Annotated in this window: 23 protein-coding genes and 1 pseudogene; 6 read left to right on the forward strand and 18 right to left on the reverse strand. The window is 72.2% G+C overall.

The window, feature by feature from the left end; all coding sequences use genetic code 11:
* Positions 1-7: 7 nt before the first annotated feature.
* From ACT4N7_RS14565 to ACT4N7_RS14575, 3 genes are read right to left on the reverse strand one after another with little or no spacing between them, the layout of a single operon-like run.
* Positions 8-292, reverse strand: coding sequence for a ubiquitin-like small modifier protein 1 (locus ACT4N7_RS14565; protein ID WP_444829243.1), 285 nt, complete (start codon positions 290-292; stop codon positions 8-10).
* Positions 292-1,377 carry a WD40/YVTN/BNR-like repeat-containing protein gene (locus ACT4N7_RS14570; protein WP_444829244.1) on the reverse strand — a complete coding sequence of 362 codons (1,086 nt, stop codon included), beginning with the start codon at positions 1,375-1,377 and terminating at the stop codon, positions 292-294. Before ACT4N7_RS14570 ends, ACT4N7_RS14565 begins: the two co-directional genes overlap by 1 nt.
* A 57-nt stretch (positions 1,378-1,434) precedes the next feature.
* Complete coding sequence (locus ACT4N7_RS14575; RefSeq protein WP_444829245.1) at positions 1,435-2,472, reverse strand: methionine synthase; 1,038 nt, start codon at positions 2,470-2,472, stop codon at positions 1,435-1,437.
* Between the two features lie 56 nt (positions 2,473-2,528).
* Between ACT4N7_RS14575 and ACT4N7_RS14580 the strand changes: the two genes are divergently transcribed.
* Complete coding sequence (locus ACT4N7_RS14580; protein ID WP_444829246.1) at positions 2,529-3,416, forward strand: serine/threonine dehydratase; 888 nt, start codon at positions 2,529-2,531, stop codon at positions 3,414-3,416.
* On the opposite strand, the gene ACT4N7_RS14585 is transcribed toward ACT4N7_RS14580, so the two are convergent.
* Genes ACT4N7_RS14585 through ACT4N7_RS14595 form a run of 3 tightly spaced genes read right to left on the reverse strand, consistent with a single transcriptional unit; the run spans position 3,413 to position 6,427 of the window.
* Positions 3,413-4,720: an ABC transporter permease gene (locus ACT4N7_RS14585; RefSeq protein ID WP_444829247.1), complete on the reverse strand. Its 1,308-nt coding sequence runs from the start codon at positions 4,718-4,720 to the stop codon at positions 3,413-3,415. The genes ACT4N7_RS14580 and ACT4N7_RS14585 overlap by 4 nt on opposite strands.
* Positions 4,717-5,415 carry an ABC transporter ATP-binding protein gene (locus ACT4N7_RS14590; RefSeq protein ID WP_444829248.1) on the reverse strand — a complete coding sequence of 233 codons (699 nt, stop codon included), beginning with the start codon at positions 5,413-5,415 and terminating at the stop codon, positions 4,717-4,719. Before ACT4N7_RS14590 ends, ACT4N7_RS14585 begins: the two co-directional genes overlap by 4 nt.
* A 1-nt stretch (position 5,416) precedes the next feature.
* Entirely contained in the window at positions 5,417-6,427 is a 1,011-nt protein-coding gene (locus ACT4N7_RS14595) for an efflux RND transporter periplasmic adaptor subunit (protein WP_444829249.1), read from the reverse strand.
* A gap of 163 nt (positions 6,428-6,590) precedes the next feature.
* Here ACT4N7_RS14595 and ACT4N7_RS14600 point away from each other — a divergent pair, with 163 nt between their 5' ends.
* On the forward strand, positions 6,591-7,520 hold the full coding sequence (locus tag ACT4N7_RS14600; RefSeq protein WP_444829250.1) for a hypothetical protein: 930 nt from the start codon (positions 6,591-6,593) through the stop codon (positions 7,518-7,520).
* On the opposite strand, the gene ACT4N7_RS14605 is transcribed toward ACT4N7_RS14600, so the two are convergent.
* Both ACT4N7_RS14605 and ACT4N7_RS14610 read right to left on the reverse strand, forming a co-directional pair.
* Positions 7,478-8,122 (reverse strand): response regulator, encoded by a 645-nt coding sequence (locus ACT4N7_RS14605; RefSeq protein WP_444829251.1) that lies wholly within the window; start codon positions 8,120-8,122, stop codon positions 7,478-7,480. The genes ACT4N7_RS14600 and ACT4N7_RS14605 overlap by 43 nt on opposite strands.
* A complete protein-coding gene (locus ACT4N7_RS14610) occupies positions 8,112-9,245 on the reverse strand; it encodes a GAF domain-containing sensor histidine kinase (RefSeq protein ID WP_444829252.1) in 1,134 nt (377 codons plus the stop codon). Before ACT4N7_RS14610 ends, ACT4N7_RS14605 begins: the two co-directional genes overlap by 11 nt.
* Before the next feature lie 144 nt (positions 9,246-9,389).
* On the opposite strand from ACT4N7_RS14610, the gene ACT4N7_RS14615 reads away from it, so the two are divergent.
* The 3 genes from ACT4N7_RS14615 (at position 9,390) to ACT4N7_RS14625 (ending at position 11,549) form a co-directional block, all read left to right on the forward strand.
* Positions 9,390-10,067: an SDR family NAD(P)-dependent oxidoreductase gene (locus ACT4N7_RS14615; protein ID WP_444829253.1), complete on the forward strand. Its 678-nt coding sequence runs from the start codon at positions 9,390-9,392 to the stop codon at positions 10,065-10,067.
* Positions 10,064-10,420, forward strand: coding sequence for a VOC family protein (locus ACT4N7_RS14620; protein WP_444829254.1), 357 nt, complete (start codon positions 10,064-10,066; stop codon positions 10,418-10,420). The genes ACT4N7_RS14615 and ACT4N7_RS14620 overlap by 4 nt, the downstream gene beginning before the upstream one ends.
* Before the next feature lie 106 nt (positions 10,421-10,526).
* Entirely contained in the window at positions 10,527-11,549 is a 1,023-nt protein-coding gene (locus ACT4N7_RS14625; protein ID WP_444829255.1) for an S-adenosylmethionine:tRNA ribosyltransferase-isomerase, read from the forward strand.
* Positions 11,550-11,595: 46 nt separating this feature from the next.
* Here the strand turns inward: ACT4N7_RS14625 and ACT4N7_RS14630 are convergent.
* Positions 11,596-12,687, reverse strand: a pseudogene (locus ACT4N7_RS14630) (IS630 family transposase).
* A gap of 57 nt (positions 12,688-12,744) precedes the next feature.
* Here ACT4N7_RS14630 and ACT4N7_RS14635 point away from each other — a divergent pair.
* Positions 12,745-13,443: a zinc-ribbon domain containing protein gene (locus ACT4N7_RS14635; protein ID WP_444829256.1), complete on the forward strand. Its 699-nt coding sequence runs from the start codon at positions 12,745-12,747 to the stop codon at positions 13,441-13,443.
* Positions 13,444-13,556: 113 nt separating this feature from the next.
* Here the strand turns inward: ACT4N7_RS14635 and ACT4N7_RS14640 are convergent, their stop codons facing one another.
* The 9 genes from ACT4N7_RS14640 to ACT4N7_RS14680 form a co-directional block, all read right to left on the reverse strand.
* Positions 13,557-15,353, reverse strand: a complete 1,797-nt coding sequence (locus tag ACT4N7_RS14640) for an AMP-dependent synthetase/ligase (RefSeq protein ID WP_444829257.1) — start codon at positions 15,351-15,353, stop codon at positions 13,557-13,559.
* Between the two features lie 101 nt (positions 15,354-15,454).
* Positions 15,455-18,043: a CHAT domain-containing protein gene (locus ACT4N7_RS14645; RefSeq protein ID WP_444829258.1), complete on the reverse strand. Its 2,589-nt coding sequence runs from the start codon at positions 18,041-18,043 to the stop codon at positions 15,455-15,457.
* 76 nt (positions 18,044-18,119) lie between these two features.
* A complete protein-coding gene (locus tag ACT4N7_RS14650; RefSeq protein WP_444829259.1) occupies positions 18,120-19,796 on the reverse strand; it encodes a S8 family peptidase in 1,677 nt (558 codons plus the stop codon).
* 181 nt (positions 19,797-19,977) lie between these two features.
* A complete protein-coding gene (gene mnmA / locus ACT4N7_RS14655) occupies positions 19,978-21,066 on the reverse strand; it encodes a tRNA 2-thiouridine(34) synthase MnmA (RefSeq protein WP_444829260.1) in 1,089 nt (362 codons plus the stop codon).
* 4 nt (positions 21,067-21,070) lie between these two features.
* A complete protein-coding gene (locus tag ACT4N7_RS14660) occupies positions 21,071-22,297 on the reverse strand; it encodes a cysteine desulfurase family protein (protein ID WP_444829261.1) in 1,227 nt (408 codons plus the stop codon).
* A 65-nt stretch (positions 22,298-22,362) separates the two neighbouring features.
* A complete protein-coding gene (locus ACT4N7_RS14665; protein WP_444829262.1) occupies positions 22,363-23,727 on the reverse strand; it encodes an MFS transporter in 1,365 nt (454 codons plus the stop codon).
* Positions 23,728-23,769: 42 nt separating this feature from the next.
* Positions 23,770-24,636 (reverse strand): lysophospholipid acyltransferase family protein, encoded by an 867-nt coding sequence (locus ACT4N7_RS14670; RefSeq protein WP_444829263.1) that lies wholly within the window; start codon positions 24,634-24,636, stop codon positions 23,770-23,772.
* Between the two features lie 2 nt (positions 24,637-24,638).
* Positions 24,639-25,403 (reverse strand): GNAT family N-acetyltransferase, encoded by a 765-nt coding sequence (locus ACT4N7_RS14675; protein WP_444829264.1) that lies wholly within the window; start codon positions 25,401-25,403, stop codon positions 24,639-24,641.
* Between the two features lie 168 nt (positions 25,404-25,571).
* Positions 25,572-26,540 (reverse strand): electron transfer flavoprotein subunit alpha/FixB family protein, encoded by a 969-nt coding sequence (locus tag ACT4N7_RS14680; protein WP_444829265.1) that lies wholly within the window; start codon positions 26,538-26,540, stop codon positions 25,572-25,574.
* Positions 26,541-26,557 lie beyond the last annotated feature (17 nt).

Below are 26,557 nucleotides of genomic sequence, written 5' to 3' on the forward strand. Positions count from 1 at the left end.
ACCACCGCTACCCGCCTGCCACCGACGGGATCACCTGGATCTCGCCGCCCGCCGCGACCGGGGTGTCCGCGCCGCCGAGATAGCGGCACTCTTCGCCGTCGACGTAGAAGTTCACGTACCGGCGCAGTACGCGGCTTTCGTCGCGCAGACGGCGTTCCAGGGCCGGGTAGCGCGCGGTGAGCGCGTCGAGCACCGCCGACAGGGTCGTCGGAGCGTCGACGTCCACCTCGACCTCGGCCTGCCCGTCCGCGTTCGCGCGCAAGACGCCCGGCAGTCGCACGGTGATGGTCATCAGATCACCGCGGCTCGCACGGACAGCACGTCCGGCAAGTGCGCGGCGACCTGTGTCCAGTGCGCCCCCTCGTCGCGGCTGGCGTAGACCTCGCCGGAGCGCGAGCCGAAGTAGACCCCCGCGGGATCGGCGTCGTCCACGCACATCGCGTCGCGCATGACCGCGGTCCAGAAGCCGTCGTCGGGCAGGCCCGCGGCGAGCGCGGTCCAGGTGGCACCCGCGTCGTCACTTCGGTAGACGCGACAGCGGCCGTCCGGTGGGAAGCGCATGGCGTCGGCGGTCAACGGGAACACGTAGACGGTGTCCGGGCGGTGCGGGTGCACGACCATCGGGAACCCGAAGTCGCTGGGCAGCCCGTCCGCGATGGACTTCCAGGTGTGGGCGCCGTCGTCGCTGCGGTAGACGCCGTGGTGGTTCTGGGCGAAGAACCGGTCGGGCCGGTCGGGGTGCTGGGCGATCTTGTGCACGCACTGGCCGAACTCGGGATAGGGGTCGGGCAGGAAGTACGCCTTGATGCCCTCGTTGCGGGCCGCGAAGGACTCGCCGCCGTCAGCGCTGACGTAGACGCCGCCGGTGGACATGGCCACCGTGACCCGGCCCGCGTCGCGCGGGTGCGGGATGACCGAGTGCACCGCCATCCCGCCGAACCCGGGCGTCCACCGTTCGCGGTGCGGGTGCTCCCACAGGCCGCGGACCAGCTCGAATGTGCTGCCGCGGTCGGTCGAGCGGAACAGCGCGGACGGCTCGACCCCGGCGTAGACCACATCCGGCTCGCCCGCAGGCCCAGGCGCGAGCTGCCAGACGCGGGCGAGCGCGGCACCGGTGTCCTCGGGGAACGCGAGCGCGGGCCGGTCCGGTTCGCGCCAGGTCGCGCCGAGGTCGTCACTGACCGCGACGCTCGGGCCCCAGTGCTCCGAGGTGACGGCGGCGAGCAGCCGCGGGGTGTCCCGGCGCGTGTCGATGGCGACCGCGTAGACATCGGTCATCGGGTGGTGCGGGCCCGTGACCTCCCAGTCGGCACCGGAGTTGGTGGCCAGGAACAGACCCTTGCGCGTTCCTATCGCAAGCAGGACTTTCGACGTCATGACATACCTCCGAACGTGATCGGGGCCACCGTACGCCTCGGGTCCGACAGAACCGTCTCACCAGGACTCTGGCGGCTCCACGAACGCCTTGCCCACGTCGCGGACCAGCGCCATCGCCCGGCGCGCCCAGCCCGTCGACGCGCCCGCGAGGCCGCAGGCGGGCGTCGCGACGGCCCGCTCGGCGAGGATCGACCGGGGAAAGCCGAGGTGGTCGACCAGGCGCAGCGCCGGGCCGGTCGCCTGGCGCAGGGTCAGCGGGCGCGCCGGATCGGTGCCGGGCACCACGCCGAGGAACAGCACCGTGCCCGCGTCCCACGCCTCGCCGATCTCGTCGGCCAGCGCCGCGGGGAGCCCGCCGAGCAGGGTGGCGTCGAGGGAGAGGGCCTCGGCGCCTGCCGAGCGCAGCAGGGCGACCGGCGGGCGGTTGGCGCAGCAGTGCACGATCACGGGCTGACCCGTGGCCGCGCGGGCCGCATCGACGACCACGGCCATGACGTCGCGCGCCTCCGGTTCGTGGACCGCGGGCACCGTGCCGTAGCCGGACGGTGTGGACAGCGCGCCCGCGAGGACCGTGGGCAGACTCGGCTCGTCGAGCTGCACGACGACCGGCGCCCCCGTGCGCCTGCGCACCTCGGCGACGTGCCGCGAGAGTCCCTCGGCCAGCGACTCGGTGAACTCGCGCAGCGCGCCCTTGTCGGACAGCACCCGATGTCCGCGCGGGAGTTCGACGCCCGCAGCGAGCGTCCACGGACCGGCCATCTGCAGCTTCAGCGCGAGCGGGGGCGTGCCCGCTCGTTCGACGGCCTCCTCGATGGCGTCGAGGTCGCGGCGGATCAGGTCGACGCCGCGTCGGTGGTCCACGCCCGGCCGGGCGGTGACGCGGTAGCCCGACGGCACCAGTTCGATGGCCAGGTCGACCAGCAGTGAGGTGGTGCGGCCGATTACGTCGGCGCCCAGGCCGCGGGCGGGGAGTTCCGGTAGGAACGGCAGGTCGGGCAGCTCGCCGAGCACCACCGTGGCAGCCTCGAAGGGGTCGTCGCCGGGCAGCGAGCCGATCCCGGTGGCGGCGCCGGGCGGCCAGGGTGCGTTGGTCACGGGTGCAGTGTGCACCGCGCGATCTTCTACCGACGCCGCGGTTAGCATGAGGGCCTGTGGACCACACCGACGTCGCCGCCGCCGCCCGGCGGATCGCCCCCTACGCTCGCCGCACACCCGTGCTGCGGGCCGAAGTGGACGGTCGCGCGGTGGTGCTCAAGCTTGAACACCTGCAGCTCACCGGCTCGTTCAAGCTGCGCGGGGCGCTCAACGCGCTGCTCGGCGGCGACCGGCCCGCCCATGTCGTCACGGCGTCGGGCGGCAACCACGGCCTCGCGGTGGCCGCGGCGGCGCGGCTGCTCGACCTGCCCGCGACCGTGTTCGTGCCGGAGAGCGTTCCCGAGGCCAAGGCCCGCCGGATCGAGGCGGCGGGCGCGAAACTGGTCCGCCACGGCGCGGCCTACGCCGAGGCGTCGGCCGCCGCACTCGCCGAGGCCGCGGAGTCCGGCTCGCTCTACCTGCCCGCCTACGACCACCCGCTGGTCATCGCCGGGCAGGGGACCTGCGCCGCCGAGGCTGTCGCCGACGCGCCGGACGTGGACACGCTTGTCGTGGCGGTAGGTGGTGGTGGGCTCGCCGCGGGCACCGTCCTGGGTGGCGGTGGCAGGCCGACGGTCTTGGTGGAACCCGAGAACTGCCAGGCGATGCACGACGCGCTCGCCGCGGGCGCGCCGGTCGACGCCGCCGTCGACTCGGTGGCCGCGTCCGCGCTGGGCGCCACCCGCGTTGGCGACCTGCCGTTCGCGGTCGTCCGACACGCCCGATCCGTGCTGGTCAGCGACGCGGAACTGCTCGCCGCGCGGGACCGGCTGTGGGAGGAGTTCCGCCTCGCGGTGGAGCCCGCCGCTGCCGTGCCGTTCGCGGCGTGGCTCGCCGGACGAGTACCCGGCGGACTCGCCTGCCTGGTGATCTGCGGCGCGAACACCGAGTGGATGCCCCGCTAGGCGCGCATCACCGTCGCGATCGGGATGCGGGCGGCGCGGATCGCCGGGAGCAGGCCGCCGAGTACACCGGCGACCAAGCCCGCGATCACCCCGGCAACGCCTGCCTGCCACGGGAACTGGACGTCGCGCAGCATGGGTTCGCGGTCGCCGAAGAGCTGTCCGGCGAACTCCAGGCCAACCACCCCCACGCCGACCGCCGCCGCCGCCGTGAGCAGGCCGATGATCAGCGTCTCGGCCAGCACGATGCCCCCGAGCAGTAATCGCGGCGTGCCCACCGCCCGGCGCAGCGCGAACTCCTCGATGCGCTCCCCGACCGTGGCCAGGCCGACGTTGAGGATGCCCGCCACGCCGATGAGCAGCACCAGTGCCGCCATGCCGAGGAAGATCCAGCGCATCAGGGTGAGCTGGGCGCCGATCTGCTCCTTGGAGTCCACAACGGACCGGTAGCTCTGCTCCATCGGCACACCCTGCGCGGCGAGGCGCGCGTTGAGGGTCTGCTCGACGTCGGTCGCCGACGACGACAGGTAGAGCTGCATGCCGATGCCGCGGGCGCCCGCGAACCCGGTGGCGGGCAGCCAGTTCAGCAGTTCGTCGGCCCGCACGTACGCGGTCGGCTGCGGCGAGCCGTCGTGCACCACGCCGACGATCCGCGGGGTCGAGTTGGCTGTCGCGCCGTCGATGCGCATCTCGGCGGGCACCCGGTACCGCGCGAGCCCCTTGGCGGCCTCGCGGTTGAGCACCAGCCCGGGCGACAGCGACGGGTCGCCGCCGAAGTCCAGCCAGCGGCCCGCCTCGGCGTGGAAGGGGCGGAACGGGCGGATGTCGCCGGTGAGACCAACCAGTTGCAGCTCGACGGCCTGCCCCGGCGGCTGGTTCTCCTCGGCGCGCACCGGGTAACAGCCGCGGGAGTCGCAGTAGTAGCCGCCGGGACCGCCGCCCTGCCCCGCGTAGTCGAAGGGCACGCCGCCCGCGTTGATCGGGACCACCCCGGGCTCGCCGATGATCGCGGAGGTGTTGGTGGCGGCCACGACCTCCGGGTGCTCGCGCAGGGTGTCCATGGTCACCGGGACGGTCTGCTCGTGCGGCGGCAGGCTGACCTGGATGGAGCCGTCCTTGCCGCGGTTCAGTTCGATGTCCGAGAGCAGCGCGCGGTTGGCGATCTCGGCGCCCGCCTGCACGGTGACCACGGCCAGCACGCCGAGGAACAGGCTGATCATCGACAGGAACGTGCGCAGCTTACGCGCGCGGATCCCCTGTCCGCCGATGACGAGCGCCGACCGGAACCGGCCCGAGAGGCGCCTCATGCGAGCACCCCGCGGGGTTCGGGCACGAGGGCGCCGTCGGTGAGCCGGACGACGCGGCCCATTCGGGTGGCGTGCGCGTGGTCGTGGGTGACCAGGACGAGCCCGCAGCCGCGGTCGGTGGCCGAGTGCAGCACGTCGATCACCAGCGCGCCGGTCTCGGTGTCGAGCGCGCCTGTCGGCTCGTCGGCGAGCAGCACCTTCGGCTCACGCACCAGCGCCCGCGCGATAGCCACTCGCTGCTGTTCGCCGCCCGACAACCGCGGTGGCTTCTGCTTGGCCAGGTGCGCGATGCCGACCTCGTCGAGCGCCGCCAGCACCTTCGCGCGCCGCTTGCGGCGGGGCAGCCAGCCCTGGCCGTTGACCAGCGCCATGGCCACGTTCTGCGCGGCCGTGAGGTGCTTGAGCAGGAAGAACCGCTGGAAGACGAAGCCGAACTCGTCGCTGCGCAGCCGCGCGGCCCGGCGCTCGGAGAGCCGGGTGATGTCCTGGCCGCCGAGCAGGTACTCGCCACCGTCCGGCCGGTCGAACAGGCCGATCAGGCTCAGCAGCGTGCTCTTGCCCGAGCCGGACCGGCCCAGGATGGCGACGCTCTCGCCACTGTGGACAGTGAGGTCCACGCCGGACAGGATCGAGCGCGGCTCGCCCTGTCCCTTGAGGGTCTTGGTGACCCCGGTCAACTGGATCAGCGGCGTCATGTCACGGCCCCGTCATACCGGGCATGCCGGGCTGCTGCTGCTGGTCGGGCGGACCGGGCGGCAGGTTCGGGCCGGGTACGGCGAGGGTCTCGTCGCCGGTCAGGCCGGACTTGATCTGCACCACCCGGCCGTCGGTCAGGCCGAGCACGACGTCCTTGGTCTGCCGGGTGCCGTCCGGGCCGAGCACGTCGACCTTGCCCGCGCCCTGCCTGCCCGCGACCGCCTCGACCGGGGCGACGAGCACCTGCTTGGCCTGCTCGGTCACCACCTCCAGGGTGGCGGCGGCGCCGTTGATCAGCTTCACGTCGGCGGGCGCGGTGCACACCAGCCGCAGGCCGGTGGCCTCCGACGGGGTGCGGCTGTCCTGCTCGGGCGCGGGCGGCGGCGTCGGCGCGGCGCCCGCGGCGGGGTCGGCCGGGTCGGGCCGCGGCGCGGGCGCCGGGGCGGGCGGATCCGGGATCGTGCCCGCGGGCAGGGCCGCGATCGTGCCGAGCACCGCGCAGTCGAACGGACCCGGGCCGCTCTTGATCTGCGCGCGGACCGAGGTCAGGGCGTCGGAGAGCTTGTACGCCTGCGCGCCGTCGATATCGGCGACGATGCCGTACCCGCCGTACTTGGCCGACACGATCGGCATGCCCGTGGTGACCGTCGCCCGGTCGTCCACCAGGCGGCCGGCGAAGACCGAGCCCGCCGGAACGTCGACCTGCGTCGGTTTGCCCGCCGCCCACACCGCGCCGACCCGGGTGGGCCTGGTCGGCGTGCCTTTCTGCTCCTTGACGTCCAGGTAGCGCACTTGGCCGTCGATCGGGGCGACCAGGCCGAACACCGGGTTCAGCGTGACCTTGCCGTTGAGGCTGACCTTGTTGGTCAGGTCTTGGCGGGTCAGCTTCGCCGTGGTCATGGTGGTGCCGCGCTCGGCCAACTCGGGCGTTGGCGGCCCGGAGTCCGACGTCGAGCACCCGGCGAGGGCCGTGGCAGCGACAAGGACGGCGATGAGAAAGCGTGTGTTCACCGGTACCCCCAAGGTCGTTTCGTGACCGGTACTCGTCGAGTCTATACATGCGGTGCATAGTGTCGGATCACTGCCCTGACCGACGTCCGGGTGCTTACGCCGCGACGTCGGGTCTCGCCGGATGCCGTGGCCGAGGACCACACTCGATGTCGGAGGTGACGACGTGGTGGCAGCCGGGCAGGTGGGCGCGATGCGCCGGTCCCTGCGCGAGGTCTGGCGCACGGGCAGGCGGGTCGAGCGGGTCGGCTATGTGGTCGGGTCGGCGCTGCTCCTTTCGGGTCTCCTCCATGTCGGGGTGTTCCTGGTCGACGGCGGGCCGTGGCAGGGGCCGGTGTCGTGGCGCAAGCCCGTCACCTTCGGCCTGTCGTTCGGGTTGACCTTGGTGACGGTCGTGTGGGTGAGCACCTGGATCCGACTCGGCGACCGTGCCCGCGCGATCGCCCTCGGCGTGTTCACCGGAGCGTGCGTGCTGGAGGTTGCCCTGATCTCCCTGCAGGCGTGGCGCGGGGTGCCGTCGCACTTCAACGTCGAGCCCGGCGTGAACCGGATCATCTCCACGTCCCTGGCCGGTGGCGGCGGCCTGATCCTGGTGTCCGCGCTGATCCTCGCCGTCGGGTCGCTGCGTGCGGGTGCGGTGACCCGACCGGACATGCGACTCGCGGTCCGGTTCGGTCTGGTCGCGTTGGTGGCGGCACTGGCCGTCGGCGCGGTGATGATCGTGCGCGGAATCACCGCCGCACAGTCGGGCGACCCCGCCCTGGCATACACGACCGCAGGCGCGTTCAAGCCTGCCCACGCCGTCCTGATGCACGCCGTGCTGGTGCTACCCGGCCTCGCCTGGCTGCTCGGCTTCACCCTGTGGACCGACCTGCTGCGACTGCGGGTCGTTCAACTCGGGACCGCCGGCTACCTGCTCCTCGGCGCGGTCGTCGCCGCCGAGTCGTTCACCGGGGTGTCACCGCTGGCCGCACCCCTGATCGCCGACGTGTTCGCCTACACGGGCCTGGCCACCCTGCTGCTCGCCTGCGCGGTCGCCTGCTACGGCGTCGTTCACTTTCCGGCCAAGGACACCAACCCCATCCGCACCGCGTAGAGCGCCGCCTGGGTGCGGTCGTGCAGGTCGAGCTTGCCCAGGATCGCGCTCACATGGGTCTTCACCGTCTTCTCCGACAGCGCCATGCCCCGCGCGATTTCCCGGTTGGACCGCCCGGCCGCCACCTCACCGAGCACCTCCAGCTCGCGGGCGGTCAGTTTCGTCCCATTCGGCCGCGCGTCGCCGTCGGCCAGCAGCCGGGCCACGTCTGGATGCAGGAGCACGTGGCCCGCGTGCACCGACCGGATCGCCGCCGCGAGGGCCTTGGGATCGACGTCCTTGAACACGTACCCGGCCGCACCCGCACGGACCGCGGGCACGATCGACGAGGGCTCGGCGAAGCTGGTGATCACCAGGACGCGCGCCGGGTTCGCCCGCTCGCGCAGACCGTGCAACGCGTGCACCCCATCCGTCCCCGGCATACGCAGATCGAGCAGCACGACGTCGGGACGCAGCCGCTCCGCCGCCACCACGCACGAGGCGCCGTCGGCCGCCTCGCCGACCACGGTGATGTCGTCCTGCAGGTCCAGGAAGGTCCGCAATCCCTGGCGCACCACCGGATGGTCGTCGACCACCAGGACCCTGATCTGCTCAGTGACCAAGTGGCACCTCCAGCCGCACGATGGTGCCGCCCGGGCTGTGCGAGGTGACGTCGAGCCGACCGCCCGCGGACCGCGCGCGCTCATGCATCGAGGTCATGCCGAGCCTGCGCGCGGCGTGCCCGGACGCCGCGAGGTCGAATCCGATGCCGTCGTCGCGGACCTCCAGCACCACCAGGTTGGCCCGCAGGCTCAGGTCGATCTCGATCCGACCGGCGGAGGCGTGCCGCAGCGCGTTGTGCAGCGCCTCCTGACTGATCCGGTACACGGCCTCCTCCCGGGCGGTGCTCAGCCGCGGCACCTGACCGCCGAAGAAGCGGACATCCGGCCGGTGCACCCGGTCCAGCAGGTCGGCCTGCTTGCCCAGCGCCACGTCGAGGCCGTCGCCGGCGAGGTCGGGCGGCCGCAGCCCCACGACCACCGCGCGCAGTTCGTCGGCGGCCTCGGCGGCCAGCCTGCGCACGGTGTCGAGCTCGGCGCGGGCACGGTCGATGTCGCGGTCGACCAGCGCCGACGCCGCCTCGGCGGTAAGCCGCAGACTGAACAGCTTCTGGGTCACGGAGTCGTGCAGCTCGCGGGCGATCCGGTTGCGCTCCTCCACAATGGACAGTTCCCGGTTGCGCTCGTGCAGCCGGGCGTTGACCAGCGCGATGGCCGCGTGCGCGGCCAGCAGGCCGAGCAGTTCCTCGTCCTGCGCGCTGAATCCCCCCGGCTCCTCCTTGTTGGCCAGGAAGATCTCGCCGAGGATGTCGGCGCCGTCGGTGATCGGCACGCCGAGGAAATCGGTCAGCACCGGGTGCGCGGCGGGCCACCACTCGAACCTGGGGTGGGCCCGGATGTCGGCCAGCCGCACCGGATTCGGATCGCGCAGCAGCAGACCGAGCAGTCCGTGCTGGCGGGGCACCGGACCGATGGCCGCCCACTGCTCGTCGCTGATGCCGTCGGCGAGGAACTCGGCGAAGCCGCCGTCGGCGTCGGGCACACCGAGCGCCGCGTACCGGGCGCCGAGCAGCCTGCGCGCCGAGACCAGGATCGTCTGCAGGACGTCTCGCACCGACAGGTGCGTGGCGACAGCCAGCACCGCGGCGCTGACGTCGCGCAGCTCGTTTCTCTCGATCCTGGTCACAGCGACAACGGTACGCATGCCCACCGACAAAACCTCCGGTCCTAGGACCAAAGACCGAGGCAGGTCCAGTCCAGAGACCGATGGAACCACCCAGCCACCTGCCTAACGTCGATCAAGTAAGTCCCGACCGACGAAAGGACCCCGATGTCCGTCGCCATCATCACCGGCGCCTCCCGCGGCCTCGGCCTCGCCCTGGCAGCAGGCCTCTCGGCCGCGGGCTGGCGGCTGGTACTCGACGCCCGCGGCGCGAGTGCCCTCGCCGACGCCGCGCGTTCCCTCGCGGGCGAGGTGATCGCCGTGCCCGGCGACATCACCGACCCCGAGCACCGCGCCGAACTGCACGCCGCCGCCGCATCCCTGGGCGGCGCGGACCTGCTGGTGAACAATGCGGGCGCACTAGGCCCGAGCCCGCTACCGCGGGTCGCCGACCATCCGCTCGACGCCTTGCGGGACGTGTTCGAGGTGAACGTGGTCGGCCTGCTCGGCCTCACCCAGCTCGTGCTGCCCGACCTGCGGGAACGCGCGGGCGTGCTGCTGAACATCAGCTCGGATGCCGCGGTCGAGGGCTATCCGGGCTGGGGCGGCTACGGCGCGTCCAAGGCCGCGGTGGAGCAGCTCAGCCGCGTGCTGGCCGCGGAGGAACCCGGCGTGCGCGTGTGGTGGGCGGACCCTGGTGACCTGCGCACCCAGATGCACCAGGACGCGTACCCAGGTGAGGACATCACCGACCGGCCGCTCCCCGAGACCGTGGTCCCCGCCGTGCTCAAGCTCTTGGCCAACCGCCCGGAGTCTGGCCGCGTCCGGCTGCCGGAGTTGGTATGACCAGCCCGCGCGCCCTGTGGATCCCGATCGAGGTCGACGACTTCGACACCGCCCACGAGTTCTACACCTCGCGCCTCGGACTGTCCGCAGTGGACGGATGGTCGACGGAATCCGAGCGTGGTGTGGTGCTGCGGGCAGGCGAAGGCGCCTACGTCGAACTCGTGTCCCCGGGCAGGCACCGTGCCCCGCCGCTCGCCTTCCAGTTGGGCGACCGAACCGAGGTGGACCGGGTCTTCGCCGCACTCGGCCCGGCCAAGGTGATCCGGCCGCCTGCCCGCTATCCGCGCGGACACTACGGGTTCGAGGCCCTCGACCCGGCGGGCACCCACGTCATGCTCTGGCACGAGGGGTGACGACATGAACCTCCGCACAGCGACCAGAGTGTCCAGAGTAGACGGTCAGCCGCCTGACGAGGCGGGCTTTCACTGCGAGGCGCCGGCCGCCGACAAGGAGGGAGACATGAACACCCTGGAGTTCACACTGCCTGCCGAGTCGGAGGCGCACGAGCCGCCGGAGGCACGCGGGTTGTCGCGTGACGGTGTCCGACTGCTGGTCGGCGAGGGCGCCTCGCTCAGCCACCGTCGGTTCGCCGATCTGCCGACCGTGCTGCGACCGGGTGACCTGCTCGTCGTCAACACGTCCGCGACGCTGCCCGCCGCGCTCGTGATACCGGGCACCGACTTGACCGTGCACCTGTCGACCGAGTTGCCCACGGGCACCTGGTTAGTGGAGTTGCGGCAGGCCGAGGGCAAGTCGACCGCGCCGTACCCGCTCGGGGACCCCGGGGCGAGGTACGAGGCGATCGGCGGCGCAGTGGTGACCCTGCTGCGCCGATTCTCCCGCGACCGGCTGTGGGAGGCCACGGTGACACCGGGCGCGTTCGGGTCGGTAGTCGGCTACCTGCACGCCTTCGGCTCCCCGATCCGCTACGACTACGTGCCGCGGGCGTGGCCGCTTCGGTACTACCAGACCGTGTTCGGCACCGAACCGGGCAGCGCCGAGATGCCCAGCGCGTCCCGCCCGTTCACCGACCGACTGGTGACCACACTGGTGTCGGCGGGCGTTCAGTTCGCCCCGGTACTCCTGCACACCGGTGTGGCTTCCCCGGAGGCCCACGAACGCCCCTACCCCGAACGCTTCCGGGTCACGGCGACCACCGCCCGCCTGGTCAACCACACCCGCGCGGCGGGCGGGCGGGTGATCGCGGTGGGGACGACCGCGGTGCGGGCATTGGAAAGCGCGGTCACCGCCGATGGCACCGTGGCGACGGCGGAAGGGTGGACGGACCTGATCGTCACACCGGACCGCGGCGTGCGCGCGGTCGACGGACTGCTGACGGGATTCCACGAACCTCGTGCGTCCCACTTGGACATGCTCGCCGCCATCGCAGGCCGCGACCTCCTCGACCGGTGCTACCGGTCCGCAGTGGAAGGAGGCTACCTCTGGCACGAATTCGGCGACCTCAACCTCTTGATCCCCTGACCACCCACACCCGTCGACGGCCGGGCAGGGTCGTCCGGGTGGCCAACTAGTGTCCTGCGCCAGGAATTCGATCAAGATATGAGGCGAGGCGGTCGAAGATCTCGTCGGCGGTCTTGGTCCAGTTGAAGGGCTTCGGGTCGTCGTTCCATGCCTTGGTCCAGTCGCGGATGTCGTTTCCAGGGCGCGTAGTGACGTGTGCGCGGCTCGGCGTAGTCGTTTGTCGGTGAGCAGGCCGAACCATCGCTCGACCTGGTTGAGCCAGGAGGAGTAGGTGGGGGTGAAGTGCATGCGGAAGCGGGGATGTGCGCTGAGCCATCGCTGGACGCTGGGGTGTTTGTGGGTGGTGTAGTTGTCGCAGATGAGGTGCACGTCCAGGTCGGCGGGCACCTCTTTGTCGATCTTGGTGAGGAACTTCTTGAACTCCACCGCCCGGTGGCGGCGGTGGATCGAGCCGATCACCTCGCCGGTGGCCACGTCGAGGGCGGCGAACAGGGTGGTGATGCCGTGTCGGATGTAGTCGTGGGTGCGGCGTTCGGGCAGGCCCGGCATCATCGGCAGCATCGGCGCGGACCTGTCCAGGGCCTGGATCTGGCTCTTTTCGTCCACGCACAGCACCAGCGCCTTCTCCGGCGGGTCCAGGTACAAGCCGACCACGTCGCGGACCTTGTCCACGAACTGCGGATCGTTGGACAACTTGAACGTCTCGACCTTGTGCGGCTTGAGGTTGAACGCCTTCCAGATCCGCCCCACCGTCGAACGCGACAGCCCCACTCTCGGCGGCCATCGAGGCCCGTGACCAATGCGTGGCAGCGGTCGGAGTCCGCTCCAAAGTGGCGATCACCAACTGTTCGACCTGCTCGTCGGTGATCTTGCGCGGGCCTCCCGGGCGCGGCTCGTCCACCAGGCCCTCCAGCCGCTGCTCCACAAACCGCCGACGCCACTTGCCTACCGTCTGGGGCCAGGTCCCCAACTCGGTCGCAACGTCCTGATTGGACTTACCCGCCGCGCAACCCAGCACGATCCGACACCGCTGCGCCAACGCCTGCGACGACTTCGCCCGCCGCGCCCACCGAACCAGCGTCTCGCGTTCCTCATCCGTCAACGTCACCTCGGCCACCGGCCGACCCCTACGAGCCATCCGCCAACACTGCAATTCATCAACGAACTTCAGGCGCAGGACACTAGGATCGTCGGCATGTCGGAGAGCGGTCGGCGGAGTTTCCCACCGGAGCCGATGCGGGGCGTGGCGGAGGAAGTCGAATGGCCGCTCTTCTTCCACCCGCAGCGCGGCGGGGAGTTCGGGCCGATCAATCGCGAGCTGTTCCACTATCGCGGCGGCGCCGACTCCGGTTGGCGTGAGATCGGGTCCGCGCGGATGCTCGTCGTCCAGCATGGTTGTTGGGTTGAGCATTGTGAACCGGTTCCGGGGCAGGCCCTGCCGGACGGGTTCCTGTGGGCGGATCCGACGAAGCAGTACTACGGCATGGGTGGGCCCCATCGGTTCTACGGACCGCGGGAGAAAGTCTGCCGACGGTGCGAGGCGCCATTCGTGTTCTCCGCGGACGAGCAGCAGCACCTGTACGAGACGCTCGGGCTGCACATTGACAAGGAGACGGTGCATTGCCCGGGCTGCCGGGCGGTGAAGCGGACGCGGAAGGCGTATTCGGAGCAGGTTCGGCGCCTTGACGAGACACCCTCCCCCGACGCCTACCTCGAAGCCGCTCGGCTGGCCGCGGTGCTGCTCGCGGCCGGAGACCGGATCGACGTCGACAAGGCGATCGGGTACAGCCGCCGCGCCAAGAAGTCGGGACGGCACGTGCGGGAGGCGACCGGCATTGAGGCGCGGCTCATCGCGTTGCGTGCGGCGGACACTCACTTCCTGGAGTGGCGGTAGACACTCGCTTCCCTTGGGTGGCGGTAGAACCGCTTCCTTGGGTGGCGGTAGACGCGCTTCCTTGAACGGCGGTGGTCGGGGTCAGCCTGGTCCGAAACGTCGCTGGGAACGGGTCAGGAGGTGCCGAGGTTGACGGTTTCCGCGGTGGGTGAGTCGGCGTAGAGGTCGTCGATGTCGTGGGCGTACTTCTCGGCTATCGGCTTGCGGCGGAGCTTGAGGGTCGGGGTCAGCTCATCGCCGCCGGGCTCCCAGAAGGAGGGCACGATCCGAAAGCGCTTGATCTGCTCCACCCGCGACAGTTTGGCGTTGCCGGTGCGGACCGCGTCGGTGATGAGGGCTCGTACGTCGTCGTGGGCCACGACGGCGCCCGGGGACGCCGCGGGCAGGCCGTGTTTGGCGGCGAGTGCGGCGGCGGCGTCCTGGTCGAGCACGATCAGCGCGGACACGTACGGGCGGTCGTCGCCGATGGCGACCACCTGGCCGATGACGGAGCTGGCCGCCTTGACCGCGTTCTCGATGTTGGTGGGCGACATGTTCTTCCCGGAGGAGCTGATGATCAGTTCCTTCTTCCGGTCCACGATGGTGATGTAGCCGTCGCTGTCGACGGTGCCGATGTCGCCGGTGTGCACCCAGCCGTCGGCGTCGATGGTCTCGGCGGTCTTCTCGGGGTCGTTGCGGTAGCCGCGCATCACCGAGGCACCGCGGATGAGCAGTTCACCGTCGGCGGCGACCGTGACCTCGGTGCCGTGGATCGCGGTGCCGACGGAGCCGAGCTTCGTGGTGCCCCGGCGGCCGGACGTACCGAGGCCGCCGGTCTCGGACATGCCCCAGACCTCGTACACCGGGATGCCGAGGCCCCAGAAGTACTCGATGGTCTCGACCGGGATCGCGGCGGCGCCGGACACGGCGACCTTGAGGTCGTCCAGGCCGAGGCGCTGGCGCAGCTTGGACAGCACCAGCTTGTCGGCGAAGCGGTGTTGCAGAGCCACCGCGCCGGGCACGGGCTGCTCCGCGATCTCCAGCTTCGCCTTGCGGGCACCGACCCCCAACGCCCAGCCCGCGATCTTGCGCTTGGCGCCGCTCTGTTCGTTGGCGAGCGCGGTGTCGATGGCGAGCTTGAACTTCTGCCACACGCGCGGTACGGCGAAGAAGTAGTGCGGGCGGGCGTCGGGCAGGGCGGCCGCGAGCTGCTTCGGGTCGGCGACGGAGGTGACCACGGTGCCGAACAGCATCGACGCGTAGTGCGACACCACACGGTCGGCGATGTGGGCCGACGGCAGGAACGAGAGCACCCGCTCACCCGCCACCAGGTCGTAGGAGTGCTTCACCGCGTCGACCACCGCGAGGACGTTCGCGTGGGTCAGCTCGACGCCCTTCGGCGGGCCCGTGGTGCCCGAGGTGTAGATGATCGTGGCGAGGTCGTCCGGCCCGACGGAACGCCACGCCGCCTCGAAGTCGTGGCCCTCGTCGTTGACGGCCTCAAGTTCGGCCAGCGACGTGGTGCCCTCGACGTCCGCGTCGAGGCAGATGATGCGCAGGTCGGTGCCGGTTTCCCGCAGGGTGGGCACGAACGAGCGCTCGGTGATCACGATCTTGTTGCCCGCGTTGGCGAACACGTAGGCGAGTTGCTCGGCGGCGCTGGAGTTGTAGACCGAGAACGGCACGGCACCCAGGTGCAGCGCGGCGGTGTCGACCAGGTGGAACTCCGGGCGGTTGGTGAGCATGATGCCGACCGTGTCGCCCTTGGCGACCCCGGCGGCGGCGAGGCCCGCCGCGATCCGGCGCACCCGCTCGGCGTACACCCGCCAGGTGACGGACACCGCGTCGCCCGTGGTGCGGAGTGCGACCAGGTCGGGGATCTTCTCGGCCGTGGCCTGGTAGGCCGCGCAAAGGGTCTCGGGCTGGCTCATCGAGCTGCCTCTCGGTGGTGTGGGCGGCGACGCAGGGCCGTGATCGTATGTAGCACCATCATCGCCTGTCTACGGTCAAACCGCCCGGATCGGGCGGCTGATCAGCTCGCCCCCAGGCAGATGAACGGCCTGCGGTACGGATCTTCGGCCACCGACTCGGCCAGGGCACGGGCGGGGGTGACGCCCGCCGCGAGGCGCTGGTGGTAGCCGATCATGGCGGTGGCGGCGGACTCGTCGCCGACGCGGCTGATGGCGGCGACGACAGTGCGGACGCCGCTGGCCAGCAGCGCGCCCGCGTAGCCGAGCGCCTCGTCGCCGGGGCGGACGTAGTTCAGGGCCAGCTCGCACGCGGCGAGCACGACCTGTCGCGGCGGCTGGCGCAGCCGGGCGACCTCGTAGGCGAACATCGGTCCGTCTGCCAGCTCCAACCGGGAGAACAGCGCGTTGGTCGGCTCGTGTTCGCCGTGCGCGGCGAGGTGGGCGAGGTCGGCTCCGTCGAGCGCCTTGAGCACCTCGGCGACGGTGGCGTGCTCGCCGTCGAGGGCTATCGCGTCGGGGTAGACCTGGCGCAGCTTCTCCTCTTCGGCGACGAGCCCGGTCAGCAGGGGGCCGCGGGCGAGCACGGTCCGGCCCGCGGTGGCCTCCGCGGCGACGGCCGTGAGCCACGCGGTGGCAGACGGCGCGACGACAACCGGCCTGCCGCACAGCGACGGCAGACTGCCCCAGGGCACCGCGTACAGCGCGCCGGTCGGCACGATGATCAGCTCGCGGTCGCCGACAAGGCCGAGCAGCGGCCGGATCAACTGCGCGTCGAGCCCGCCCGCACTGCGGCCTGCCGACGCCTTGACGACGTCCACGATGGGCGGCGGCAGGGTGTCCGGGGCGAGCGCGTTGAGGTCCGCGTGCAGCCGCGCGGACCACTCCGCGGCGGCGGACGAGGTCCCCAGCCGGATCATCCGTACCCGGGTGCCTGCCACGACCACGGCGACCACCTCGCCGCCGGAGGTCGCGAACGACACCAGCGCGCGGTCGCCGAGCGCGGCCGTCACCTCCTCCAGTGTCCCGACCGGACGCGGCCTGCCCCACGTGCTGGCTGACCAGCCCAGCCGCAGCACTTCGCGCTCCAGGGCGACAGTCTGCTTTTCCAGCTTCTGCGCCGAGCGGCCCGCGAGTCGCACGGACTGCACCGCGCGCCGGACGTTGCGCAGTTCGGCGGCCTTCTCGGCCATGACCGGATCGTCGATCGCGGGCAGCGGCTCGTAGCGGTACACCTGGGCTCGCGTGCGTTCCAGCCAGCCGAACAGCCGCCGCGCGTCGGGCGCGCGCCGCTGGAGCACGAGGCGTACCGCGAGTTCGCCGAGTTCCTGGCCGTGCAGGGCGGTCCCGCAGACCAGTTCCAGGCCGCCCATCCGGTCGCGCGCGTTGCCCAGTTCGATCAGGCCTGCCCGCGCCTCGGCCAGCGCGACCCGGGTGACTCCGCGGGACACGGCGAGTTCGGCGCGGCACAGCCGCAGCAGCATCTTGTGGTCGATCGGGGTGGTGGGCCGCGCGCGCGGCACCATGTCCAGCAGCACCTCGGCCGCCGCGGGATCGCCGCGGCGCAGCTCCAGCCGGATCGCGAGCAGCAGCGCGAGCGCGGTCTCGTCCTCCAGCATCAGCGCCCGCAGCCGGTCGGCGAGCTTCACCGCACTGTCCACAAGGGACTGTCGGACGCGCCCCGTGCGCAAGGCCGACACGGTTTGGGCACGGATGCCTGTCAGGGCGGCGATAGCCGCCCACCGGAAGTTGCCCCGCTTGGTGAACTTCGCCTCCGCCGACCGTGCCCGCCTGCGGGCGAGCGCGACGTCGCCGTCGAGCAGCGCGGCGGCCGCGCGGGCGACCTCGGCCTCGGCCGCGTCCTGACTGCCGCGCTGCCTGCGCAGCAGCAGCAGCGCCTCGTCGAGGGTGCGGGCGGCCTCTTCGCCCAAGCCCGCGGCGAGCATCGCGCGCGCCTGATCGACCAGCACGACCGGCAACAGGCTCAGCGCGCGCTCCCGGCACAGGCGCGCGTTCTCCTCGTAGCGGCGCAGCGCGGTGGGCATGTCGCCGGACATGTAGGCGACGTACCCGAGGTTGTGGCGTGCCTTGTAGCTGATCGTGGGGTCCAGGTCGTGCCGCTCGGCGAGGTCGACGCACCGGTCCAGCTCGGCGACCGCGGCGTTGGGGCGCACCTCCAGGATGTGCGCCAGGCTGCGGTTGAGGTACAGGATCGCCAGCACGCTGGGGTCGCCGACACCGTCGGCGAGATTGCGTTCGAGCACGTCGGCGGCGTCCTCGAAGACCCGCAGCCCCTCGTCGTTGCGACCCACCCTGATCAGCAGGAACCCGCGCTGCTCCAGCGATAGACCGGTGAGCTCCCTGCGGCGGGCGTCGTCGGCGATGTCGTGCATGAGCCGGTCGGCGACGTCGAGCCTGCCGAGCCCGAGGTCCACCTGTCCGATCTCGGTGTCGACGTAGGCGGCGGTCACCAGGACCCGCACGCGCATCGGGACCAGGTCCGGGTTGTCCCGCTCCGGCGCGGAGTCCAGCGCGCCGAGCGCCTGGTCGAGCAGCGACCTCGCCTGGGCGAAGTCATAGCCGTACACGGCCGCCCGCGCCCGGTCGTGCAGTCCCGTGGCTCGCCGATGTGCCCGCTCGTTCACTGCGGACATCGCGATGTCACGACGAGACCGGCCATGGCAGTACACAGTACTGCTCGGTCACCGGGCGCGGGCCGAACCGCGGGAATCAGGACAACCAGCCCAGACCTTTCAACTGGCAGTCGGTCTTGGCGAGCGCCGCGGTGGCGCGCAGGCCGCGCTCGGACACCGTCGACGCGTCGGCGACACCGGCCAGGTTGGCCGCGAGCATGCCCGCGATCACCGGTGTGGCGAACGAGGTTCCTGCCCACACGGCGAATCCGGTGGTGAGGTCGTCCGGGTCCGGGGTGGTCCTGGGCAGGGTCGGGTTGCCGTCGCCCGCGGTTTCCAGACCGGCGCCCTCGGGCCCCTCCCAGAGCGGGACGGTACTGACGACCGCGTTGCCGGGGGCCCACCGGGTGACCCAGTCGCCCTCGTTGCTGAACGCGGCCACCGACTTGCCGGAGGCGTTGAGCGCCCCCACGGCGACCAGCAGCGGGTTGGCGGTGTTGGAGCCGTCCGGGTTGAGCGCCAGCGCGGCGGGCACGAACGGCCGGGTGGTGGAGTCGTTGCCCGCGGCGGCGACGACGACGACGCCGAGGTCGGTCAGTTTGCGCACGGCCTCGGCGAGCAGCAGGCCGGTCTGGTGGTCGGTGTGCTCGGGGTAGAAGCCGAGCGACACGGAGACGACGTCGACCAGATCCTGCGGGGTGTCGGTGTCGATCGCGTTCCGCACGCGCTCGCGCAGCCACTCCAGGGCGAGCAGCACGGACGCGTCGGTGGTGATGCCGTCGGTGTGCAGCACGCGCAGCGACAGCACGCGGGCGTCGGGGCAGTTCTGGAACACCAGGCCGGTGACGAACGTGCCGTGGCCGGAGTGCGAGTCGGTGATGCCGAGCAGGGGCTGCAGCACGTCGCGCTGGTCTACCGGAGAGATCAGGGTGGGCATGGTGGCGCCGCTGGCGTTGGTGAGCGTGGACTCCAGGTCCGCGAGCAGTGCCTGGAATTCGGTCGACACCTCGACGACAGGGTCGAGGGCCACCTCGCCGACCGACAGCCACGGGTGCGGGCCGATGCCGGTGTCGAGCACGGCCACGACCGGACGCCGTCCGCAGGGCAGGTCCGTCGCGATCGCCCGCTGTGGCTCGGGCATGAACAGCCGGACCGGGTTGCGGCTGCCGGTGGCGAGCGCCACCCCGCCGCCGCCACCATGGCCGACGCCACTGCCGTACGGCACGCCACTGCCGTACGGCACGCCACTGCCATAGGGCACGCCGCTGCCGTAGGGGGTGCCCTCCATCTCCACGGACGCGGCGATCGCGATGTGTTCGAGCCCGATGCCCGCGAGGTCTTTCTCGTCGAACCTGCGCCGCAGGTTGACCAGCACGGTCCACGGATCCGGGGCGCGGTCGGCGACCGCGTCCTCGCGCAACCGCACCAGCACCGGGACGGCGAACCCGGCGTCGAAGGAACGCTCGGCCCGCTGCCAGCGCTCGGTCGCGGGCAGCGTGACGACGAGTTCGGCGCCCAGTGGCGCGATCACCTCGTTGTACCGGGCGATGGCCGTGTCGTCGCGGGCGATGCGCAGCGGCACCAGCAGCGTGTCGGCGCGGTAGGCCGTGGACTCCGGCCTGCGGTTGTTCCGGCTCGGGACCGCTGTGGACGGGTTGAGCACCCGCCCTCTGTGCCGCATCACGACACCGGACGGCAGTCCGACCACCTCCGACAGGTGGGCGCTGCCCTCGCTGCCCGCGCCGTTGAACAGGTGGTCACCGCTTGGACTCATGGTCGCCATTGATATTCGCCGCCTGGGAAGTCGTCGGTCACGGTCGGTGTGCGCGCTGCCCGACCTGCTCACCCGTAGTAGAGCAGGGGCACGCCCACCAGATACGTCGACGGGCGAAGTGCCTGCGTAACGGGTTTTCCCGATGCTGCGCGAGGTGGTCAGTCGGTCACCGGGTGTGGCGTCAGCGGGTGGCGGAGATCATCCCGCTGCCCAGCACGACGTCGCCGCCCGCGTCGGGCCGGTAGAGCACCACGGCCTGGCCGGGCGCGACGCCGCGCAGTTCGCCCGCCGGGCGCACGACCAGGTCGGCGCCGACGAGGGTGGCCTCGGCGGTGGCGGTGCCGCCGTGCGCGCGGACCTGGGCCACACAGTCCACGGTGCCCGTGAGCGCGACGCCGGAGGGCCAGACCGGGCGGGCGGCGACGATCTCGCGGACGGCGAGCCGCTCGACCGGGCCGACGCGGACGTTGCCGCTCACCGGCTCCAGGGAGAGCACGTAGCGCGGGCGGCCGTCCGGTGCGGGCTTGTCGATGCCGAGGCCGTGCCGCTGGCCGACGGTGAAGCCGTGCACGCCCGCGTGCGCGCCGAGGACCGCGCCGGTCTCGTCGTCGACGAGGGTGCCGGGGCGCTCGCCGAGCTTGGCGTCGAGGAACGCGCGGGTGTCGCCGTCGGGGATGAAGCAGATGTCGTAGCTGTCGGGCTTCTCCGCGACGGCGAGGCCGCGCTCGGTGGCCTCCGCGCGCACGTCGGACTTGAGCGAGCCGCCGAGCGGGAACATCGCGTGCCGGAGCTGCTCGGGGGTCAGCGAGGCCAGCACGTAGGACTGGTCCTTGGCGAGGTCGGCGCTGCGCCGCAGCTCCGGCCGACCGTCCACTTGGGACAGTCGAGCGTAGTGGCCGGTGCAGACGGCGTCGAAGCCCAGCGCGATCGCCTTGTCCAGCAGCGCCTCGAACTTGATCCGCTCGTTGCACTTGAGGCACGGGTTCGGGGTGCGACCCGCGGCGTACTCGGCGACGAAGTCCTCGACCACGTCCTCGGTGAAGCGCTCGGCGAAATCCCAGACGTAGAACGGGATGCCGAGGATGTCGGCGACCCGGCGGGCGTCGTGGCTGTCCTCGACGGTGCAGCAGCCGCGGGAGCCGGTGCGCAGCGTGCCGGGCTTGGCCGACAGCGCGAGGTGCACGCCGACGACGTCGTGGCCCGCGGTCACCGCGCGCGCGGCGGCCACCGCCGAGTCGACCCCGCCGCTCATCGCGGCCAGTACCCGCATCGCCCTACACCTCCGCCGCGGCGGGCGACTTGGCCCGGCGCAGCCCCGCGAGCCCGGCGCTGCGGGCACGCTCCACCACCGGCCCGATGGCCTCGGCGAGCGCGCGGACGTCGGCGACGGTCGAGGTGTGGCCGAGGGAGAAGCGCAGCGACCCGCGGGCCAGCGCGGGTGCCAGGCCCATGGCCAGCAGCACGTGGCTGGGCTGGGCGACGCCCGCGGTGCACGCCGACCCGGTGGAGCACTCGATGCCCTTGGCGTCGAGCAGCATCAGCAGGCTGTCGCCCTCGCAGCCGGGGAAGCTGAAGTGGGCGTTGCCGGGCAGCCGGGACGGCCCACCGTCCATACCGGACTGACCGGGGTCGCCGTTGAGCACCGCCGCGGACAGCCGGACGCGGACCTCGCGGATCAGCTCGTCGCGCAGCGCGGCCAGCCGGGCGGCGCGCTCGGCGCGCTGCGCGGTGGCGATGCGCACGGCGGTGGCCAGCGCGACGATCGCGGGTACGTCGAGCGTGCCGGAGCGCACGTCGCGCTCCTGGCCGCCGCCGTGCGAGATCGGCGTGCAGGCCACGTCGCGGCCCAGCAGCAGCACGCCGACGCCGTACGGGCCGCCGACCTTGTGGCCGGACACGGTCAGCGCGCTCGCGCCGCACGCGGCGAAGTCGACCGGGAGGGCACCGATGGCCTGCACGGCGTCGGTGTGGAACGGGATGCCGTGCGCCGCGCAGGTGGCGGCCAGCTCGCGCACCGGGTTGACGGTGCCGACCTCGTTGTTCGCCCACATCACGCTGACCAGCGCCACGGAGGCCGGGTCCTCGGCGATGGCGGCGCGCAGGGTGTCCTCGTGCACGCGGCCGAAGTCGTCGACCTCCAGCAGGGTGACCTCGGCGCCCGCGTGGTCGGCGAGCCACAGCGCCGCGTCGAGCACGGCGTGGTGCTCGGTCGCGGAGACCAACACGCGGGTGCGCGCCGGGTCCTGCGCGCGGCGGGCCCAGAAGATGCCCTTGACGGCCAGGTTGTCGCTCTCGGTACCACCGGAGGTGAACACGACCTCGGACGGCCGAGCGCCGAGCGCCGCGGCGATCACCTCGCGGGACTCCTCGACGGCGCGGCGGGCGCGCCTGCCGGAGGAATGCAGAGAAGAGGCGTTGCCGAAGGTGGACAACGCCCCTGTGAGTGCCGCGGCCGCCTCGGGCAGGATCGGCGTGGTGGCCGCGTGGTCGAGATAGGTCATCGCTCAACCAGAGTAGACGGCGGCAGGCAAAGGTGTAACGAGGCACCGCTGTGACACCTGTTCGCTCACGACGGCGCCTCGCGGGTTCGCCGGAACAGCACCACGCCGATCGCCGCGACACCGGCCATGACCAGGTCGATCGGCACCACGGCCGCGCTCGGCGCCGCGGCGGAGGCCAGGGCGGTGAGCAGCACACCGCCGAGGCCGACCATGGTCGCGGAGAACATCATGTCCGCGACCTGCAGCGCCGACGAGGTGAACCCGCGGTCCCGCTCGGCCGAATAGCCCAGCGCGAGCACGCTCAGCGAGGGGAAGCTCATGCCCATCCCGGCGCCGCAGACCACCCACAGGACCGCGGCCAGCCACGGCGGACCCCAGGCCAGCCCGACGAACGCCATGGCCGCGAGACCCGTCGCGAGCGTCCCGAAGCCCCAGCGGATCAGCGTGGTGCGCGGGATCTCCGGGTGCCGTCCCTGCCACACGGAGGCCAGCGACCAGCCGAGCGCGCCGACGGTGAGCGGCAGCCCGGCCATGGCGGGCGAGAAGCCGTGCACGGCGGTGAGCGTGAGCGGGACGAACGCCTCCACCCCGAAGAACGCGCCGGCGAGCAGACCGCGGGCCAGCACGACGCGCGGCAGGCCCGCCCGACCGCGCAGGGTGCCCGTCGGGAGCAGTGTGCGCAGCGCGGGCACCAGGGCGGCGAGCCCGCCCAGCCCAAGCCACAGCGTGCTCACCGACGGGTGCTGTGCCGCCCAGCTCACCGCGGAGATGCCGACCCCGGCGGCGACGGCGGCCAGCGGCAGACCGCGCCGGGCGGGCGCCGAGGTGTCCGGCGACGGCGGGGGCAGCCTGCGCAGCGCGGGCACCAGCAGGACCACGCCGAGCACCGCGAGCGGCACCAGGCCGAGGAACACCCACCGCCAGCCGAATCGCTCGGTGACCAGCCCGGCGGCGGTCGGCCCGACGATCGAGGGCACCACCCAGGCGGCGGCCAGCAGGCCGAACGCGGCAGGCCGGGAGCGCTCCGGGTAGACCACGGCGACGAGCACGTAGATCGCGACGACCTCGGCGCCCAGCCCGACGCCCTGCAGTGCGCGCGCGGCGAGCAGGGTCGGCATCGCCTGCGCCGTCCCGGCGACGACCAGGCCGGCAAGGAACAGCGCGGGCCCGACCATCAGGACCGGGCCCGGCCCGACCCGGTCGCAGACCCGGCCGCCGAGCACGGTGGCCACCACGCTCGCGGCCAGGAACGCGGTGAACGGCCACGAGTAGAGCGCCCCGCCGTCGAGGTCGGCGAGCATGCTCGGCATCGCGGTGCTGACCCCGAGGTGCTCGAAGGCACCGATGGTGATCAGCAGCAGGACACCGAGCGTGGTGGCCCGGTTCTCCGCGCTCCACAGGGCTCTGCCGGGGACTTCGGTGATCGTCACCCGGCTATCGTGCAACCTCCACCGTGGTGGAAGTCCAGTCGTTTACGCGCTCTGCCGCACGGGGAGCGCGCGGCGGCGGCGCTGGGCGGGCAGCGTGACCCGGTCGAGCGCGGAGTTCACCGCGGCCTCGGTGAGCGCGGCCAGTTCGCGACGGTCGGCCGCTCGACCGGGCGCGAGCTCGTCGAGGACGTGCACCTCCAGCACCAGCCCGCGCAGCCGGGCCACCCGGCGCACCGAGTCGATGATGGTCTCCTCGCCGATGAACGCGGGCGCGGTCGTCTCCCGGCCGTCTGCCATTCGGAAGCGCAGCGCCACCGGCCGCACCGGGACGCCCCCGTCGATGGCGGCCTGGAACACCGCGTGCCGGAACCGGCCGACGCCCTGGCCGCACCAGGTGGTGCCCTCGGGGCAGACGTAGACCAGCGAGCCGGACCGCAGCACGTCGGACAGCGTCGCCATGGCGTCCGGCAGCGACCGCAGGTTCTCGCGGTCGAGGAACACCGTGCCCGCCGCGGCGACGACGCGCCCCAGCACCGGCCACGACCGGATGTCGAGCTTGCCGAGCGCCCGCATCGGCCGCACGGCGTTGACCGCGGCGATGTCGAGCCACGAGACGTGATTGGTCGCCACGAGCGCGCCGCGCCCGCGCACCGTGCGCAGCGCCGTGCCGCCGGTGACCGCGAGCCGGACGCCGAACGCGCGCAGCACGCCCCGGAAGATCCCCTTGGCCAGCAGTTCCCGGCCGACGCGGCCGATCAGCGGCATCAGCGGCACGGCCAGCACAGCCACCAGCACCACGCCGACCGCGCCGGTGAGCCGGGCCGCCGCCCGAGTACGCCCGACCGTGGGCTCGTCGCCGGTCAGGCAGGACGAGCCGCACGGCGACGTCGGCATCCACGCGTGCGCCATGGCTACTCCCCCAGGAAGAACTTCAGGTAGCGCTGGTCGATGTTCTCCAGGCCCAACAGCACGAAGAAGTCCGCGACACCGAAGTCGGCGTCGAGCGCGGGCGGGCCGCACACCTGGGCACCGAGCCGCAGGTAGCCCTTGAGCAGTGGCGGCGTCACCGCGCGCGGCGGCGCGGGCACCGACTCGGGGTCCCACGGCGTCAGCGGGCGCACGCGGTGCGCCTCGTCCGCGTAGTGCTTGGTCCGCACGGTCTGCCACACGCCCGCGGCCGTCTCGCCGCCGTCGTGCAGCGGCACCGACGCGCAGCCCGCCAGCCAGCGGCGCCCGGAGAGCAGCATGTACCGGGCGATGCCCGCCCACACCAGGCTCACGACAGCGCCCGTGCGGTGGTCGGGGTGCACACAGGAGCGGCCGGTCTCCACCAGGCCCGCGCGCAGCCCGGCGAGCGCGGAGAGGTCGAACTCGGTCTCGGAGTAGAGCCCGCCCGCCGCGGCGGCGCGCTCGGGCGGCAGCATCCGGTAGGTCCCGACGATCTCGCCGGTGGAGTCCTCGCGGACCACCAGGTGGTCGCAGAACTCGTCGAACCGGTCCACGTCGAGGCCGGGCTCGGTGGTGTGCAGCGTGGCACCCATCTCCCCGGCGAACACCTGGTGCCGAAGTCGCTGCGCCGCGCGCACCTCCGCGCTGTCGTGCGCGACGAGCAGCGAGTAGTGCGGGGAGTCGGTTCCGGGCTTCGCGGTGCTGAGCAGCACCTGGGCCTGCGTCATGACAACAGGTGTACGGGCTGGTCAGCAACCATCACGTGGCCATTCCCGTGACGGGTCGGTGGAGAATCAGTGAATTGCGGGTTCCGGGGTGCGATTCGTCGCATTCGAGACCGAAATCGGGGCGGTTCCCACCCTGGGAACCGCCCCGATCAGTCTTTGTCGGACCACTCAGCCCTTGCGCTTGGCGACCTCGTCGGTGAGCTGCGGGGCGACCGCGAACAGGTCGCCCACGACGCCGAAGTCGGCGATCTCGAAGATCGGCGCCTCGGCGTCCTTGTTCACCGCGACAATGGTCTTCGAGGTCTGCATGCCCGCGCGGTGCTGGATCGCGCCGGAGATGCCGAGCGCGACGTAGAGCTGCGGGGACACGGTCTTGCCGGTCTGGCCGACCTGGAACTGGGCCGGGTAGTAGCCGGAGTCGACGGCCGCGCGGGAGGCGCCGACGGCCGCGCCGAACGCGTCCGCGAGCTTCTCCACGACCTCGAACTTCTCCGCCGACCCGACGCCGCGGCCGCCGGAGACGACGATCGACGCCTCGGTCAGCTCGGGCCGGTCGCCGCCCGCGAGCGGCTCCTGGCCGGTGATCCGGGTCGCCTTGGCCGGGTCGGTCGCGGGAATCTCCACGACCTCCTCGGCCGCCGCGCCCTGCGCCTGCTCGGCCTCCATGCCGCCGGGGCGCACCGACACGATCGGGGTGCCCCTGGTGGACTTGGACTTCACCACGAACGCGCCACCGAAGATGGACTGCACCGCGGTGACGTCGCCCTCGGCGCCCTCGATGCCGATCGCGTCCACCAGCAGGCCGGAGCCGGTCCGCGCGGCGAGCCGCCCGGCCACCTCCTTGCCCTCGGCGGTCGCGGCGACCAGCACGGCAGCCGGGGACGTGCGCTCGACCAGGGCCGCGAGCACGTCGACCTTCGGGGTCACCAGGTAGCCGAGGGCGTCATCGGACTCCGCGACGTAGACCTTGGCCGCGCCGTAGGACGCCAGCGACTCCTTGAGCTTCGCCGCGGTGCCGGGCGAGCCGACGACGACGGCCGACGGCTCACCGAGCAGGCGGGCGGCGGTCAACAGCTCGAAGGTGACCTTCTTGATCTCGCCGTCGATGTGGTCGACGAGAACCAGGACCTCTGACATGTGTCTCTCCTCCTTCG

The sequence above is a fragment of the Actinokineospora sp. genome (assembly GCF_052390155.1).
GTDB lineage: Bacteria > Actinomycetota > Actinomycetes > Mycobacteriales > Pseudonocardiaceae > Actinokineospora.

Coding starts and splice junctions, on each gene's coding strand:
- ACT4N7_RS14680 (WP_444829265.1), bottom strand. CDS start 26,540: ATGTCAGAGGTCCTGGTTCTCGTCGACCACATCGACGGCGAGATCAAG.
- ACT4N7_RS14570 (WP_444829244.1), bottom strand. CDS start 1,377: ATGACGTCGAAAGTCCTGCTTGCGATAGGAACGCGCAAGGGTCTGTTC.
- ACT4N7_RS14640 (WP_444829257.1), bottom strand. CDS start 15,353: ATGAGCCAGCCCGAGACCCTTTGCGCGGCCTACCAGGCCACGGCCGAG.
- ACT4N7_RS14635 (WP_444829256.1), top strand. CDS start 12,745: ATGTCGGAGAGCGGTCGGCGGAGTTTCCCACCGGAGCCGATGCGGGGC.
- ACT4N7_RS14660 (WP_444829261.1), bottom strand. CDS start 22,297: ATGACCTATCTCGACCACGCGGCCACCACGCCGATCCTGCCCGAGGCG.
- ACT4N7_RS14585 (WP_444829247.1), bottom strand. CDS start 4,720: ATGAGGCGCCTCTCGGGCCGGTTCCGGTCGGCGCTCGTCATCGGCGGA.
- ACT4N7_RS14625 (WP_444829255.1), top strand. CDS start 10,527: ATGAACACCCTGGAGTTCACACTGCCTGCCGAGTCGGAGGCGCACGAG.
- ACT4N7_RS14565 (WP_444829243.1), bottom strand. CDS start 292: ATGACCATCACCGTGCGACTGCCGGGCGTCTTGCGCGCGAACGCGGAC.
- ACT4N7_RS14615 (WP_444829253.1), top strand. CDS start 9,390: ATGTCCGTCGCCATCATCACCGGCGCCTCCCGCGGCCTCGGCCTCGCC.
- ACT4N7_RS14650 (WP_444829259.1), bottom strand. CDS start 19,796: ATGAGTCCAAGCGGTGACCACCTGTTCAACGGCGCGGGCAGCGAGGGC.
- ACT4N7_RS14670 (WP_444829263.1), bottom strand. CDS start 24,636: ATGGCGCACGCGTGGATGCCGACGTCGCCGTGCGGCTCGTCCTGCCTG.
- mnmA (WP_444829260.1), bottom strand. CDS start 21,066: ATGCGGGTACTGGCCGCGATGAGCGGCGGGGTCGACTCGGCGGTGGCC.
- ACT4N7_RS14620 (WP_444829254.1), top strand. CDS start 10,064: ATGACCAGCCCGCGCGCCCTGTGGATCCCGATCGAGGTCGACGACTTC.
- ACT4N7_RS14645 (WP_444829258.1), bottom strand. CDS start 18,043: ATGTCCGCAGTGAACGAGCGGGCACATCGGCGAGCCACGGGACTGCAC.
- ACT4N7_RS14590 (WP_444829248.1), bottom strand. CDS start 5,415: ATGACGCCGCTGATCCAGTTGACCGGGGTCACCAAGACCCTCAAGGGA.
- ACT4N7_RS14675 (WP_444829264.1), bottom strand. CDS start 25,403: ATGACGCAGGCCCAGGTGCTGCTCAGCACCGCGAAGCCCGGAACCGAC.